Below are 14160 nucleotides of genomic sequence, written 5' to 3' on the forward strand. Positions count from 1 at the left end.
TGTGGGTGTGCGTGCGTGTTTGTTTCTTGTGCGGGCGGTGGCGGGGTGGTGGGGGGGGGGGGGGCCGCGCCCCCCCCCCGCCCCCGGGGGGGGCGCCCCCCCCCCCCCCCCGGCGGGCCGGGCCATGCTCGAACCCGGCCGTTCTGGGGCCGCGACCTACCACCTCAGCGTGATCATCTGCTGACACTTGGTCACGGCGTCACATTGGAAGAATGCACCCGATGACGCGATGCCTGCAACCATTGCAACCAAACTCCCAACGATTGGAGGGATGTTCGATCGACTTCCGATCCCCGGGACGGGCAGACTGACCCGGCAAGAGGAAGCCGCACCCCCGGAAGGGGAAGATCCGCCCCCTGCATCGACCTGCCAGCCCGCAGAGAGGTCCAACTTCCCGTGCCCACACCGCCGCTTGTGCAGACCGTGCGCAGACGCCGTCTCGGCAGCGCGCTGCGAACCTTCAGGAAGAACGCCGGCTTCAACACCTCCGACAGCGCCGCTCAGGCCGTCGGCTGGGACGCCAGCAAGATCAACCGGATCGAGAACGCCAAAGCCCACCTGCCGATCAAGGACGTCAAGCCGCTCCTGAAGGCCTACGGGGTCACCGACGAGACGGTGGTGACCGCGATGGAGGAGCTGGCCCGGGACGCCAACAAGGTCGGCTGGTGGAGCAACTACGGCGACCTGCCCGAGACGAACTACAAGGACTACATCGGCCTGGAGGAGGACGCGGAGGACACCCGGATCTACCGGCCCGAGGTGCTCCCGGGCCTGCTGCAGATCCCGCAGTACGCCCGCGAGATCATCACTGCCACCGCCATCACCCGGACCGCCGAAGAGGTGTCCGTGCTCGTGGAGATGCGCAAGAAGCGCCAGGCCATCCTCACCGACACCAGCCGGCCGGGCGGACCTCTCAAACTGTGGGCCGTCATCCACGAATCGACCCTGCACTACCGGTCGGCGACCCACCCCTCGCTGATGCGCGAGCAGCTGCGTCACCTGCTCGACATGGCCGACCTGCCCAACATCACCCTCCAGGTGATGCCGATACTCGCCACCCCTCACCCCGGGATGGCGGGCCCGTTCCACATCGTCAGGTTCCCCCACCCCTGGCCCACCGTGATCAGCCTGGAAACCCTGCGCGGTGGGTCCTTCGCCGAGGGCACCGACGACGTGAAGGTCTACGAGGCCGCCTTCGAGCGGATCGTGGCCGCAGCACTCCCCGTCGACGACTCACGGGAGAAGATCAAATCCACCATGGAGAAGTCATGACCGACACGACCAGGCTGTACGCCACCGACCTTCCCGAAGCGGACTGGTACAAGTCGTCGTTCAGCGACGCCGGCGAGCAGTGCGTCGAGATCGCCGACGTCCGGCGCACCCGCGGCTTCATCGCCGTCCGCGACTCGACGAGGCCGGCGGGACCGGCCATCGCCTTCACCCAGGCCGCCTTCACCGCGTTCCTGCCGCACGCAACCTGCGAGCAAGCTCCAACCGCCTGACTCGCTGAAAGCCAAGGCCCGGATTCCCCCAGCCCGCAGCGGGGGGAGTCCGGGCCTTGCCTGTATGGCGATACCCAGTCGGCGGGCCGTCAGCGCCGGATGACCGACTTCGGCAGCAGGGTGCTCAGCAGCTGCGCGGTCTCGGCCTCCATATCCACTCCCCCGCCGAGGCCCTCGTTGATCCGGGCCAGCCGCGCGGCGGCTTCGCGGAGAGAGTCCACGTCTCCGGCCGCGTGGTAGGCCAGGAAGACCTGCCGGTGCAACATCTCGTTCTCCTCGGCGGCGAGGAGGCCCTGGTGCGCGGCCCAGAGCGCGCCGGCGCAGTCACCGGCCTCCCGGCGGCGGGTGGACAGCTCGTAGGCAACGTCGGCGATGGCCGAGACCATCTCCTGGACGGCCGGCTCCGCCCAGGCGTAGCGCTGGGGGTCGATCGCAGCGAAGGGGCGGCCGCGGACGAGGGCCAGGGCCCGGCGCAGGGCGAGCTCGCCGTCCTCGTCGTGGCGGGCGAGGCCGGTACGGGCGAAGTTCTGGAACATCTTCCAGTCGCAGGTGACGGCCTGGGCGAGGCGGTAGCGGCTGTCGCCGGTGTCCTGGACCCGGGGGAAGTACGCCTCGCCCGCGGCGTCCTTGCCGAGCCAGGAGCGGGTGCGGGAGATGACGGCGTTGCGCATCTGCTTGTTGACCAGGCGGCCCGGCCAGAGGGCATCGTCGATCGCGTGGTGGTCGGCGCCGGGGTTGAGCGCGAGGTAGGAGACGAGCTCGACGGCTGCGCTTTGCCGGTTGGAGTCGATCCGGCCGGCTGCGCCTTCGATGACCACCCGGCCGAGCAGGAGCACCGCTGGCGCGCTGCCCTCGGGACCGTCGGAATCGTCAGCGGCGCGAGTCGGGGCCGGCACCGGTACGGGAACCGCGGCCGGGACCGGGAGAGGGGCCGGGGCCGGGAGAGGGGCCGGGGCCGGGACCGGGTTGTCTGACTCAGGGCGGGTCTCGGTCGAGTCGCTTCCTTGCCTCGTCAGCAGTACAGGTTCAGGCGCCGGTTCCGGCCCAGCAGTTGCTGGTGCCGGGGCGGGGGTGGGAACGGCGGGCGGCTCGAAGAGGTCGGCGATGGTCGGGCTGGTGGTGCCGTGCTCGGTCTCGTTGTCGGGTACCTCAGCCGGGAGGACTGCGGGCTCCGCGAGCTCCTCGTCCGTCTCGCCAGCGCCGGTGTCAGTGCCGGTGCCGGTGCCGGCCTGGTGCTCGGTCTCCAGTTCCTCGCGCTCGATGTCGGCGTACTCGTCCGGCATCCCATCCTCGTCGGCACCAGACTCCGGCTGGGGTGCTTCGTCCTCGCCGGTCTCGTCCGTCAGGTCTTCTTCTTCCGTCTCCTCCTGCGCCTGGTCCTCCTGCTCGTCCGGGCGCTCGTCGGAGTCGAGGAGGCCGTCCAGCCACTCGTCGCGGGCGGGTACGTCTGTATCGGCGGCGGAGAGGGTGAGCAGTTCGATCGCGTCGGCGAAGTGCTGGTCGGTCAGGCCCTGGAGCTTGATGGGCAGATCGGAGCCGGGCAGGACGATGGTCTCGTCGGGTCCTGCGCAGTGGAGTGTCCAGCCCTCCTCCGGGTCCAGGTCCGCGTTCTCGCTGGCCGTGACGACCGCGCCGGCGACCCGCGGCTGGGCCGTGATCAGGTCGAGCAGCGCCTTGGTCTGGTTGCCTTCGGGGAGTTCGGCGGCGAGGAGGATGTGGGGTGTCCAGGAGCCGCCGGCGTCTTCCTGGAGGCGGGCTGCGCGGAGGGTGGGTGCACCAAGCGCGGCCAGGGCTCGGCGCTGGTCGCCGGTGTGGCTGGTGAGTTCGGCGACCGCTTCGGTGAGGGTGTCGGTGCGGGCGACTCGTTCGGGTGCTGCCTCGTCGAGGCCGGCGGCCGTCTCGGCCAGCGCGGTGATCTCCAGGTGGCCGGGCAGCGGGGTACTGGCCAGCTCGACCGCGATGGCCTGGAGGACGTGGCGGGCGTGGTCGGCGTCGCCGTCCAGGTGCAGCACGCCGACGTGCTCCAGGTCGACGAGGACCAGGCGGCCGGCGCCGTCCCAGCCCAGGGAGACCAGGGCCGGGTAGGGCGCGTCGGCGCCCTGGAGGGCGTCGCGGTCGGCGAGGTCGGGGCTGGAGGCCGCGCAGCTCCACAGGTCGGTGCGCCCCGCGGTGCCGGAGAAGGGCTTCATCGGCGCGGTGTCCTGGTCGAGGTGGAGCTCGACCTTCTGCTCGTGCAGGACGACGGCGGTGACCACCGGCAGTTCACGCTCGGCGGCGGCGAGGTTGAGGGCGAGGGTGCGCAGGGCGGCATCGAGGAGGTCGAAGCCGGTGGGGTGCTGGGCGGAGCGCAGGCCCTGCTCGGTGGCGGCGGCGCTGCCGGTGGGCATCGGGATGCGGCGGCCGGGCCGGCGGCGGCGCTGCTGGAGGATGCGGCGGGTGGCGAGGGTGCCGATGAGCGCGGACGCCAGGGCACCTGCGCCCATCCAGACGGCAGCAGGCGCCAGAGCCTCGTCATCTTGTGCCTGCTGAGTGCTGTCCGCCTTCTGACCTTCCTGCGCGGGCGCGGGAGCGGCAGTGGTGGGGCCGGTGCCGGGGGTTGAGGCGGCAGGAGCCGGGGTGGCGGGCGCGGGGGCTGCGGGTGTGGGGGTGTCCTTCGCGGTGTCCGGCTTCGGGGGCGTCTTGGTGTCCGGGGCGGGCCTGCTGTCAGGGGCGGGCGCCGGGGTCACTGTGGCGGGGAGCGTGAGTTCCTGGCCGGGCACGATCAGGTCGGGGTTGTCGAACGTGCCGCCGCCGGGCAGGGGTTTGCCCTTGTTGGCTTCGAAGATCTTCGGCCAGTCCTCAGGGTTGCCGTGCTGGTCGGCGATGCCCCACAGGTTCTCGTCGGTCTTGACGACGTGCTTCTCCTCGGCCGCGGCCGGCTTCGCGTCCGTGGGAGCGGCCTGTGCGGGCTGCTGCGGGGGCGTGGCGGTCTCGGGTGCTGCCTGGGAGGGGGCGGCCGGAGCCGGGGCGGCTGGCTTGGCGATGTTGGCGTCGGCCGGCAGCCGGATCACGGCGCCCTTGGGCAGGAACTGATCGCCGGCCGCGAGCTGCGGGATGCTCGGATTGAGGGCGGCGATGTCCTTCCAGCGCGGGCCGCTGCCCAGGTACTGCTCCGCCAGGTCCCACGGGAGCTCGGAATCCCCGGTCACGGTGTGGGTGGGCCAGGCGTCCTGCTGCGCCGCGGCCGCCGTCTCGGCGGTCGCCGCGCTGCTGGTGCCTGCGGCCTGTACGGCTGTCGCCGCGACGGCCGGGCCGGTGGTCGCGGCCGAGGCCGCGGTGGGGGCGACCAAGACGAGGCCGCCGATGAGAAGGCCGGCGAAGGACTGCAGCCCGCCGAGCCCCTTGATCCTCTTCGCCTTCCGGCCGCGGAACAGCGCGACGATCTCGACAAGGGCAGAGAGGGTGAAGGCCGCCCAGCCGATCCAGCCGATCGTCGTGAGCACCGTGAAGAACAGCCTGCCGTCGTCCTGCTGGGTCAGCAGGTCCCAGCCGCCGGCGAAGTCCGTGGGCTGGTACCCGACGGCCAGCAGGACGAGGGGGATCCCGGCGATGAGTGCGGCCAGGACGGCGAGGCCGAGCAGGGCGCGGAGCAGGCGTACGGGGGTGCTCATGGGGCGGTCAGCCTCCGGCTTGGGTGTGCAGTCGGGCGTGTGCCGTGCCGGACACGCTGATCGTCGACCTACCCACGAACTGGGCGAACAACGTGTTGTAGGTGTCGTGGACGGTGACTTCGAGCCGCTGGCCGCCGTCGGTGACGGTCACGGAGCCCGAGACGTTCTGGGTGGCGAGGTAGTCCTGGGCGGCGGCGACGGCGGCGTCCGGGTCCACCGTGATCTCGGTGCCCTGGACGGCGGCGGGGACGTTGAGCTGCTGGCCGGCCGCGCGGGCGGCCTCCTGCGCGAGGCCGGTGGCCTTGTTCGTGGCGTTGAGGGCGCCGCCGCCGTCGACCAGAAGTCCCATGATCATGATGATGCCGATGGCGCTCAATGCGTAGAACGGCGAGAGCGACCCGCGGTCGCCGTCGTGGCGGATCCGGTCCCGCACGGCGGCAAGGCGGCGGGTGAGGGCGGTGATCACTGGCGGCCCCTGTAGGAATCAATCGGGCTGGTCCACGAGGCCCGGAGCGTGCGGGATCCCGGGAGCCCGGGCAGTCCGATCTCGCCGAGCGCAGCCGTGCAGGCCACGGTGACGCGGACGGTGGCCTCCTGGCCGAGGTCGAGGCCGTACCCGGAGGTGTCGACCGAGACGCTGGAGGAGGCGCAGTGGATGCCCTCGCCGTTGAGACTGCGGGTCGCGGCCGCCGCTCCGGAGGCTTGCGCGGCGCCTGCTTCCCGTTCGAGGGAGGCGGCACGGGCGGCCGCGCGGGCGGCGCCTTCCACGGCGCCGGACGCGTCGGTGATCCGGCCGAAGGCGATCATGAGGAGCATGAGGGCGATGATGGCCGGGGCAAGGATGACGGTCTCGACGCTGTAGCTGCCCCGGTCCTCGCGCCAGTTGATGCGCCGGGCCCGCTTCACTGCGCCTCCACCCAGCGCTCGACCGGAGCCTCGGCGCTCTGGACGACGTCCAGTTCGAAGCCGGGGACCAGGGTGGCGACCGTGCCGCGCACGGTGATGCGGATCTGCTCGGGGCCGCTGCCGTCGGCGGACACGCTCGCCCCGCGGACGCTGCCGTACTTGGCGAGGAGTTCCTGGGCCTGGGCGACTCCGTCGCCGGGGCCGGCGCCGAGCTGGCGGCCGGCCTCCACCCCCTGGGTGGCGGCGGAGCGGGCGACGGATCGGGCGTGGTAGTACATGCCGGTCTGGATCGCGGCGAAGACCAGGAACAACACGATGACGGCGAGCACGGCCAGCTCCACGCTGCCCGAGCCCCGGTCGCCTTCGTCCCGCAGGCGTGCGCGTAGGCGCCGCCATCGGTTGCCGGCCTGGTCTTTCACGCCGCTCCCCTTCTCGTGGTGGTTGGTTCAGCCGCTGATGAGCGGGATCTTGGCGTCAGTGAACGTCTTGATCGCGGCGACGACCGCGATGGCGATGGCGATGACGACGCCGGCGATGACGGCGAGCTCGGCCGAGGTCTGGCCGGCGTCCTTCGGGGCGTTCTTCAGCCGCTCGACACGGGCGGCGAGGAAGGTGGTCAGGGCGCGGATGTGCATGGTGTTCTCCCTTGGGGTTCAGCCGTTGAACATGGAGACAACGGGTGGCAGGACGACGAAGACCAACATGAGCAGCACGGCGAAGGTCACCGGCAGGACCATGCTGGTGCTGGCTTCGTTGGCTTGGGCTTTGGCGTCGGCGAGGATCGCGACGCGCAGCTGGCGGGCTTGGGCCTGGAGAGTGGTGTAGACGGCGGCGCCGTCGCCCGCGAGGGCGAGGGTGTCGGCGGGGCGGGTCAGTTCGGGGATGTCGAGTTCCTCGCCGAGCTGCTTGAGGGCGTCCCAGACGGTGACGCCGGCGAGGTCGGCCTCGTAGAAGGCCTGGCGCATCCGCTCGAAGATCCAGCCGTCGCCCACGTCCGCGGTGTCGGTGAGGGCTTGGGCGGCGCCGGAGTTGGCGATGCGAGCCAGGGCGACGCGGTCGAGGTAGGAGGCGGCGGCGTGCCGTACGACGAGGCGGGCGGCCGCGGCCTCCTTCTTGACCTCCTGACCGGGCCACAGCCAGAACAGGGCGCCGAGGCCGAGGCCTGCGGCGGCCGGCATCACGAACGGCAGGCCGACTCCCAGCATCGACAGGAGCGCCCCGGCCAGCTGCGGCAGGACCAGGCCGTACAGCGCGAAGAGGAACCGCTTGCCGAGGTGCTCGGCCGGGCTGATCCGGAGCAGGTTGAGGTCGCGGACGGGCAGGGTGATCCGCTCGCCGAACGCGGCCAGGAGCCGTGTGCCGACCTTCTCGGGCAGGGACCCGGTGCTGGCGGCGGTGACGCGGGGCTGGCGGGCGATGTGGTCGGCGTCGAGCCGGTCCATGACCGCGACGACGTCGGGCCGGGCCGGCCACAGGGCGCGGATGGCCACGCCCGTGAGGGCGCCTGCGGCCGCGGCGGGAAGGACCGCTTCCATGGGGATCATCGGACGGCTCCCGTCAGGGCCGGCTCGGCCTGGTCCAGGGGGTTGAGGAGGCGGGGGTCCGGCTTGGTCGCGGCCGCCCGGCGCAGCCAGGCCAGCGTCCAGGCGAAGAGGCCGCCGAGGATCGCGAGGGCGAGCTGACCAGCCGGGGACTGGTACCAGGCGCTCCAGGCCTCGTTGAGCATGCAGCCGACGAAAACGATGCAGATCACGATGCTGACGATCCGCGAGGATTTGCGGATCTTGGCGCGGTCGGACTCGATGTCGCGGGCGTCGGCGGCCTGCTGGTGGATCGTCACCGCGAGGGCCTCCAGCGCCGTCGACAGGCCGGGGCCCATGTTCGCCGCGTGCGACTGGAAGAGCAGTGCGACGTGGTCCACGACACCGTCGCCGAGCTCGTCCGCGAACAGCGCGAAAGCCTGCTTGGAGTCCATGCCGGAGCGCAGCCGCTCGTCGAGGGCGCGCACATTCGCGGCGATGGGGGCGGGGGCGTTGCGGGCGGAGGCGCGGATGGTCTGCACGAGGCTGATGCCGGCGGTGTGGATGCCGGCCAGGCCGTTGAGCCACTGGCCGATTGCCTCCAGCCGCTCGATGCGCTGCTCGGCGGCGACACCCGGATTGAGGAGGAAGGGGAAGCCCAGGACCGCGGCGCCCGCGAGGACGCCGTGGACGGGCCACCCGGTGTACGCCCACACCGCGAGAACGGTGATGCCGGCGGTGGTGACCAGGGCGCGCCAGCGGCGCTGCCAAGCCTCGGGCAGGCCGGCCTTCGCCGCGCGGATCCGGCTGGCGCGCCGGGAGGCAGGCTTCGCCGGGTCCACGACACGACCGCGCCACTCGCGTACGGCGATCAGGCCGGCGAGGACCATGACGAGGGCGCACAGGGCTGCGACGAGGGCGAGCTGGGCGGAGTTCATCGTTTCACCAACTCCAGGGTCGGGCCCCAGGCGCCTTCGGGGTTCTGGGTCAGCCAGCGGCGGTCGAAGGTGCCGGTGCGCTCCAGTACGTCTATGAAGGAGGGCATGTTCCGGTACACCGCGCGCGGTTCGTCTCCGTGGGGGGCGAAGAGCTCGCTGGTGGTGGGGCGGCCGCCTTCACCGACGACGTCGTGGACCTCGTAGATGTGGGAGACGAAGCGGTGCTTGCGGCCGCCGATGGCGGTTTCGTCGAGGTAGGTGAGGTAGACGACCACGTCGATCGCGGAGGCGATGAGGTGGTTGGCGGCCTCGGTCTGCATGCCGGCCTCGGTGCACAGCTGCACGAGGCGGGAGATGATCGCGTGCGGGCGGCGGACGTGCAGGGTGCACATGGAGCCCGAGCCGCCTGCGGACATGGCCTGGAGCATGGGCAGGACCTCGGTGGAGCGGACCTCACCGACGATGACCCGGTGCACGTTGTAGCGCAGGGCGGTGGGGAACATGTCGCCGATGGATACTTCGCCGGAGTTGGCGCCGGCGCGGACCTCGCCGTTGGACTGGCGGGCCTCGAACGCGAACGTCAGCGGCCCCGGCTTGTCGGGCGGCCCGGGCTCGTCGAGGTAGAGCTCGCGGTCGGACTCCAGGGTGGCGATCCGCTCCCCCGGCGGGATCTCCCGGCCCAGGGCACGCAGCAGGGAGGTTTTGCCCGCTCCCATGTCGCCGACGACCAGGATGTTCAGCTTCGCCTGGACGCAGGACTGGAGGAAGGCTCGCAGGAGTGGGTTGATCGAGCCCCATCGGACGAGCTCGTCGATGCCGTGCTGGCGGATGCGGTGCTTTCGGATGACCACCGACGGGCGGGTGGTGAGCAGGCTCGCGGTGACGCGGGAGCCGTCGGGCATACGGAAACCGACGTTGGGCGTGGCCTGGGTCAGGGCGCGCTCGCCGTGGCCGGACAGGCCGGCCATCCGGTTCACCCAGGTGATCAGCTCGGCGTGCGAGTCGGCGACCCGCTCGATGGTGCGCCGAGGGCGGTCGTAGTACTCGATGTGCGCGCGGACCCCGTCGACCATGACGTCCTCGACGCCCTGCTCGTCCAGGAGGCCCTGGAGGCGGCCGCCGCGGAACATCGCGTCGAAGACGGCCGCCCCGACGGCGTGTTCCTCGGCCGCGGTCAGGTCGGGGTTGCCGTGGGCGTACTTCGTGGCCCACTTGGCAACCGCCTTGGTCACCATGGAGCGGGCCTGGGCCCGGCGGTCGTCCTCCTCCAGGAGGCGGCTGGGGTCGTGCGCGGACAGCTCGGCGGAGACCTCCGCCTGGAGCGCCTCGATCACTTCCCAGCCGACGGGCAGCTGGCCAGGAAGCCCAGCCAGCTTCGGTACGGCGCCCGGGCCTGCGGCTGCCGCCTGGGTGGGGGCCGGCCGCGCGGGCGCCGGTGCGGGTACCGCGGCGGGCACGGCGGTGGGCTGGGGGATGCGGGTCGCACCGATGCGGCCGGTCAGCAGTCCGGCGATGTCGGCGGGGCCGCGCGCGGCCCCGCCGTCGGGGCGCTGCTGGGTGTCAGACACGAGGGTCCACCTTTCCCTGGCCCAGGCGCTGGAGCACCCCGGCGACCTGCGGAGCAGGTGCCTCCAAAGCGGGTGCCGGCGCAGCTGCCGGCGCCGGCAGGGCGGCCGGTGCCGGTGCGGTGGGCGCGTACTTCTGGTGCAGGGCCCGGCGTGAGGCTGCCGCCTGGAGGTGGCCGAGCGCGGTGCGGGCGGAGCCCAAGAGCGCGGACTTGCTGAGCTTGCGAGGGGCCCGGCCGGTTCCCGCCAGGTACGCGGCGGTGTCCGGCTCCCAGGGGAGCGCCGCCATCACGGGCAGGCGCAGGGCTTCGGAGACCTCGTGGGCGCGGCGGGGGCCGTCCTCGATGAGGAGGACCCCGAGGGCGTCCGGGCCGGTGCCGCGGTCGGTGAGCTCGTTACGCAGAGGCTCGGTCATGTGTCGGGCCAGGGCGAGTGACTGGTCGGTGGCGCGTACGACGAGGAGGACCAGGTCGGCGCCGTGGAGGAGGGGTGCGGGGGTGAGGGTGTGGTGGAGGCGGCCGGACTCCAGGGCCAGGCGGCCGGCGTCGATGACGACGTCGTAGCCGCCTTCGTCGGAGAGCACGCGCATGACCTGGGCCAGGGCGGGCCAGGTCCGGGCGAGGGCAGGGGCCTGGGCGGGGTCGGTCAGGCCCGGCAGGACCTGGCGGTTGCCGGACTGGTCGAGGCTGACGAGGTGGCTGGCGAAGGCCTGCGCGAGGGCGTCCTCGCCAGCGCGTTCGGCGACGGCGAGGTGGTAGAGGCCGGTCCCGGCGGTGATCTGGGCCTGAAAAAGGCCAGCCCTTATGGTGCCGCCGGCCGGGTCGCATTCGGCCAGCAGTGACGGGCGGGTGGAGGACAGGGTCATCGCGAGGGCGCTGGTGGTGACCCCGCACGACTTTGCGCTGACCAGCGCGGTGACTGTCACGATCCGGTCCGCACGTCGCGGACCAGGGCGATCCGTCCGGAGGAAGCGCGGGTGGCCAGCAGAGGCCCGTCGGAGGAGGAGACCGCCAGGTTGACGACGACGGCGCCGGAGGCGTCGGGCCGGCTGACGGAGACGACGACCGCCTTGACGGAGGTGGGCGGGGCTTCGGCGCCGTCCTTGCCGGTGGGCTGCTCGCCTTGGCCGGGGACGGTGACCGCGAGGACCTTGTCTCCCGGGACGAGGGAGCCCGCGGGGGCCTGACCGCGCTTGACCTGGACACCGACCTGCTGCTTGTCGTCGCCGAGGCCGGTGCCGGGCTGCAGCTGGCCGGCGACGAGCAGGCTGCCCTTGCGCAGGTCGACCGCGGGGCGCTTGCCCACGACGCTGGCGCGGTCGGTGGCGGGCATCGGGGTGAGGGCCGAGTCGGCGGAGACCTCCGCGACGATGATGTCCGCGTCGGTGAGCGGCTGCCCGGCGGGGACGTCGTTGGCGATGGCCAGGACCTTCGTGCGATCGCCTACGGCGGACACCGCGGCCGCCGCGCCGAGGGCGGCCGCGACGGCCAGGACGGTGCTGAGGGCGGCCGCGGCGTACCGGCGCTGCTTCTTCACGGGTGCCGCGGTGGTGATGGGGAGTTCGGTGCGCGGGCCGGCCGGACGCGGGACCGGCGGGGCGGCGGGGGTTTCCATTCGGATGATGCCTCTCGGGAAGTGCAGCCGTGCGCGTGCTTAGTTGAGGACCTGGACCTCGGCGACGTTGATGTCCACGGCGCTCGTGCGGATCTCGGTCAGCTGGCCGCCCTGGGCGCCGCCGGTGACCTGCCAGTCGATCGACCAGGTGGACGTCGCGGTGACGTGGTACGTGCCTGAGCCGGTGGTGGAGGACGGCTTGTCGTAGCGGTGTCCGCAGTCCGGAGACGAGTTCTTGCCGTACTCCGGCTTGTAGGGCGTGCCGGCCGTCGTGCAGGTGACGGTCTTCCCGTCGCCCATGTTCCACACGATCTTCGACACCCTGGCCGTCGCCGTCACCGACACCGGTCCGACGGACGCCGAGGCCACGTTCGGGCCGTACGTCTCTGGGCCGGTCTCGGTCCACATGTAGACGGGCATCCCGACCACGCCCTTGCCGCCCGGCTTGGGGGTGATGCCGATCGCCGGCGGACGCAGGCGCATCTTGTCCACGGCCTGGCGCGCCACGACGGCGGGGTCAATCACCGGGCCTCCGCCGCCAGGCGGGGCGTCGGTGAAGATGTTCTTGACGTCGTGCATGCCGGTTTCTTTGTCGAGGCAGTCCTCGATGTACATGGACACGCCGGGCTTCCGGCCGCCGGGCCCCCACAGCGGGTTCTCGTCGTCGGGCTGAGGGTCGGCCAGGGTGTAGGTGCAGGTGTAGCGGCTGTCGCCTCCGCCGGTATCTCCTCCACCGCCGCCTCCACTGCCGCCTCCAGTTCCTCCGCCAGTGCTTCCGCCGGGACCACCAGGGACCACGACGATCGGACAGACGAAGCCGGTCTCGCACTTCGGCTTCTCGTCTGCTTCGGCTGTGGCGGGGAGAACCAGGGACACGGCGAGGGGAAGGGCAAGAGCGACGTGCCGGCGGGTCAGCACGGCTGGTCCGCGTGGAGTTCGTACTTGAGGACCATCCAGGCGCCGTTCCAGCGCTCCATCATGCTCGTGATGACGTACTTGGGGACGGGGCTGGACGCAACGGGTGCCGGCTGGCCGGTCTTCTTGTCCGTGATCTTCCACTTGGAGACGTCCAGGCAGGCCGATACGGAGACGCTGGGGCTCTTCTTCTCCAGATCCGCCCCGGTCACGATGGGGTTCAAGAGGACCGGCTCGCCGGTCATGACCCGGCCGTTGGTCTTGAGGTTGGCGGTCTCCTCAATGGCCTTGTTGAGGGCGTCGGCAGTGGCGTACTTCTTGAGGTCGGTTCCTTCGATCGCGGTCACCGCGTAGGCCTTCGGGAGTTCCGTCCAGTACGCCTTGTACGCGGTCAGGGCCTCGGCCTTCGCGGCCTCAGTCGGATCGAGCGTCGCCGACTTGCTCGGAGCGGGCGTGGCCGTGGGGGGCACCGCCTTGTCCTTCTCGTTGTCCGAGCCGCCCGATGAGGTGCACGCCGCGGTGAGGGCGACGCAGACAGTCAAAAGAAATGCAGGAACTGCCCGGCTGCTGTTCCAGCCAAGCTGAGCGAGTCGTGCCATCGGTACCGCTGCCTCCCCGTAGAAAGCCATCGCGCCCGGTGCAGACCTTTGCGGCCTGTTTCGCGCGGCGTGAACCACAACCGTCACAAGCGACCGGACTGTTCCCATACGTTACGCAGAGGCGGCCAACATCGAAAGCCATTAGTGCAGTTCACGGCCACGCGGACGGTGCAAACCGGATGTTTCTACACCCTCGCGGTACCTTCTCGGAATTCCGTCCGAGGGGCGAGACGCCAGCAACTGGAACCTTGCGACCCACCCCTTCCCAGCAACTCAGAATGTCGATTCATCTGCACTTCAGATTCTGGAAGCGGATTGGCTCAATGCGTAATCGGAATGGCTGGAAACGAACGCAACCGTCTGGCTTGGAGCAGACCATCTCCAGCCAGCCGCCCGAGCCCGAGGGCGCCAGACCCCGGGCGGGTGTGGCAGACGCGCTGTTCCTCTTGGTTGCGGTCAACCCGGTCGGCCGGCCACGACTCCAGACCTCGATACCTGCCGCAGCGCACGAAGTGAGGGAACGTTCAACCTGGATTGGTGCGATACCCCCGGCCAACCTCATCCGATCGCAGTAACCACGGGTCGACCGTCAGCCCTCAGACAAGACCTGCCAATTCCTCAGCCCCAGACAGCGCGAGCCCCTTTCACCAGGGGCAACTGCCCAGTGGAGGGCCCCCTGGGGCCCGCAGCGGTGCGTGGGCGACCGTCAGGGAGCCCGCGCAGGGCAGGCGGCAGTGGCTGGTCCAGCGCAGCCGAAAGGCGCTGGCGAGGGGTCCGGGGGCGAGGAGCCCCCGGTGCGGGGTGCAGGGGCGCAGCCCTTGCCAGGGGGTCCGGGGGCTGGCCCCCGCGCCACGGCCGGTGCAGGGCGGCCCGGGGGCTGGGGGGGGGGGCGGGGGGGTGGGCCCCCCCCGGGGCGGGGCGGCGGTCGCGTTGGGGGCCGGCGGGGCCGGG

At 71.6% G+C, this 14160-nt stretch carries 14 protein-coding genes; 2 read left to right on the forward strand and 12 right to left on the reverse strand.

From position 1 onward, the window contains the following. Nucleotides 1-423: 423 nt before the first annotated feature. Nucleotides 424-1272 (forward strand): helix-turn-helix transcriptional regulator, encoded by an 849-nt coding sequence (locus ACFVGY_RS31700; protein WP_128637667.1) that lies wholly within the window; start codon nucleotides 424-426, stop codon nucleotides 1270-1272. After that, a complete protein-coding gene (locus tag ACFVGY_RS31705) occupies nucleotides 1269-1502 on the forward strand; it encodes a DUF397 domain-containing protein (RefSeq protein WP_385683972.1) in 234 nt (77 codons plus the stop codon). Before ACFVGY_RS31700 ends, ACFVGY_RS31705 begins: the two co-directional genes overlap by 4 nt. A gap of 89 nt (nucleotides 1503-1591) precedes the next feature. Here the strand turns inward: ACFVGY_RS31705 and ACFVGY_RS31710 are convergent, their stop codons facing one another. The 12 genes from ACFVGY_RS31710 to ACFVGY_RS31765 all read right to left on the reverse strand — a co-directional run bounded on the left by ACFVGY_RS31710 (nucleotide 1592) and on the right by ACFVGY_RS31765 (nucleotide 13080). After that, on the reverse strand, nucleotides 1592-5152 hold the full coding sequence (locus ACFVGY_RS31710; RefSeq protein ID WP_385683975.1) for a LysM peptidoglycan-binding domain-containing protein: 3561 nt from the start codon (nucleotides 5150-5152) through the stop codon (nucleotides 1592-1594). A gap of 7 nt (nucleotides 5153-5159) precedes the next feature. Continuing rightward, nucleotides 5160-5618: a pilus assembly protein TadG-related protein gene (locus ACFVGY_RS31715; RefSeq protein WP_241695329.1), complete on the reverse strand. Its 459-nt coding sequence runs from the start codon at nucleotides 5616-5618 to the stop codon at nucleotides 5160-5162. After that, nucleotides 5615-6058 carry a TadE/TadG family type IV pilus assembly protein gene (locus ACFVGY_RS31720; protein WP_007268897.1) on the reverse strand — a complete coding sequence of 148 codons (444 nt, stop codon included), beginning with the start codon at nucleotides 6056-6058 and terminating at the stop codon, nucleotides 5615-5617. The genes ACFVGY_RS31715 and ACFVGY_RS31720 overlap by 4 nt, the downstream gene beginning before the upstream one ends. After that, nucleotides 6055-6477 (reverse strand): TadE family protein, encoded by a 423-nt coding sequence (locus tag ACFVGY_RS31725; RefSeq protein WP_385683978.1) that lies wholly within the window; start codon nucleotides 6475-6477, stop codon nucleotides 6055-6057. The genes ACFVGY_RS31720 and ACFVGY_RS31725 overlap by 4 nt, the downstream gene beginning before the upstream one ends. 27 nt (nucleotides 6478-6504) lie before the next feature. Then, nucleotides 6505-6693 (reverse strand): hypothetical protein, encoded by a 189-nt coding sequence (locus ACFVGY_RS31730; RefSeq protein ID WP_007268895.1) that lies wholly within the window; start codon nucleotides 6691-6693, stop codon nucleotides 6505-6507. Nucleotides 6694-6711: 18 nt separating this feature from the next. After that, a complete protein-coding gene (locus ACFVGY_RS31735) occupies nucleotides 6712-7602 on the reverse strand; it encodes a type II secretion system F family protein (RefSeq protein WP_385683981.1) in 891 nt (296 codons plus the stop codon). After that, nucleotides 7599-8516 carry a type II secretion system F family protein gene (locus ACFVGY_RS31740; RefSeq protein WP_385683984.1) on the reverse strand — a complete coding sequence of 306 codons (918 nt, stop codon included), beginning with the start codon at nucleotides 8514-8516 and terminating at the stop codon, nucleotides 7599-7601. The genes ACFVGY_RS31735 and ACFVGY_RS31740 overlap by 4 nt, the downstream gene beginning before the upstream one ends. Then, nucleotides 8513-10084 carry a CpaF family protein gene (locus ACFVGY_RS31745; protein WP_385683987.1) on the reverse strand — a complete coding sequence of 524 codons (1572 nt, stop codon included), beginning with the start codon at nucleotides 10082-10084 and terminating at the stop codon, nucleotides 8513-8515. The genes ACFVGY_RS31740 and ACFVGY_RS31745 overlap by 4 nt, the downstream gene beginning before the upstream one ends. Then, the gene (locus ACFVGY_RS31750) at nucleotides 10077-11006 is read right to left on the reverse strand and encodes a hypothetical protein (protein ID WP_385683990.1); all 930 of its coding nucleotides are present in this window, start codon (nucleotides 11004-11006) and stop codon (nucleotides 10077-10079) included. The genes ACFVGY_RS31745 and ACFVGY_RS31750 overlap by 8 nt, the downstream gene beginning before the upstream one ends. Further along, nucleotides 11003-11695, reverse strand: coding sequence for an SAF domain-containing protein (locus ACFVGY_RS31755; RefSeq protein WP_385683993.1), 693 nt, complete (start codon nucleotides 11693-11695; stop codon nucleotides 11003-11005). The genes ACFVGY_RS31750 and ACFVGY_RS31755 overlap by 4 nt, the downstream gene beginning before the upstream one ends. Before the next feature lie 39 nt (nucleotides 11696-11734). Further along, entirely contained in the window at nucleotides 11735-12310 is a 576-nt protein-coding gene (locus tag ACFVGY_RS31760; protein WP_241695339.1) for an ATP/GTP-binding protein, read from the reverse strand. A gap of 296 nt (nucleotides 12311-12606) precedes the next feature. After that, nucleotides 12607-13080 carry a hypothetical protein gene (locus ACFVGY_RS31765; RefSeq protein ID WP_385683996.1) on the reverse strand — a complete coding sequence of 158 codons (474 nt, stop codon included), beginning with the start codon at nucleotides 13078-13080 and terminating at the stop codon, nucleotides 12607-12609. Between the last annotated feature and the right edge of the window lie 1080 nt (nucleotides 13081-14160).

Origin of the sequence: Streptomyces sp. NPDC127106 (genome assembly GCF_042677605.1) — a bacterium.
Lineage (GTDB): Bacteria > Actinomycetota > Actinomycetes > Streptomycetales > Streptomycetaceae > Streptomyces.

What these genes read in the sequence shown, in the direction of transcription:
- ACFVGY_RS31705 (WP_385683972.1), top strand. Translation starts at nt 1,269, where the DNA reads ATGACCGACACGACCAGGCTGTACGCCACCGACCTTCCCGAAGCGGAC.
- ACFVGY_RS31710 (WP_385683975.1), bottom strand. Translation starts at nt 5,152, where the DNA reads ATGAGCACCCCCGTACGCCTGCTCCGCGCCCTGCTCGGCCTCGCCGTC.
- ACFVGY_RS31730 (WP_007268895.1), bottom strand. Translation starts at nt 6,693, where the DNA reads ATGCACATCCGCGCCCTGACCACCTTCCTCGCCGCCCGTGTCGAGCGG.
- ACFVGY_RS31735 (WP_385683981.1), bottom strand. Translation starts at nt 7,602, where the DNA reads ATGATCCCCATGGAAGCGGTCCTTCCCGCCGCGGCCGCAGGCGCCCTC.
- ACFVGY_RS31740 (WP_385683984.1), bottom strand. Translation starts at nt 8,516, where the DNA reads ATGAACTCCGCCCAGCTCGCCCTCGTCGCAGCCCTGTGCGCCCTCGTC.
- ACFVGY_RS31755 (WP_385683993.1), bottom strand. Translation starts at nt 11,695, where the DNA reads ATGGAAACCCCCGCCGCCCCGCCGGTCCCGCGTCCGGCCGGCCCGCGC.
- ACFVGY_RS31760 (WP_241695339.1), bottom strand. Translation starts at nt 12,310, where the DNA reads ATGTACATCGAGGACTGCCTCGACAAAGAAACCGGCATGCACGACGTC.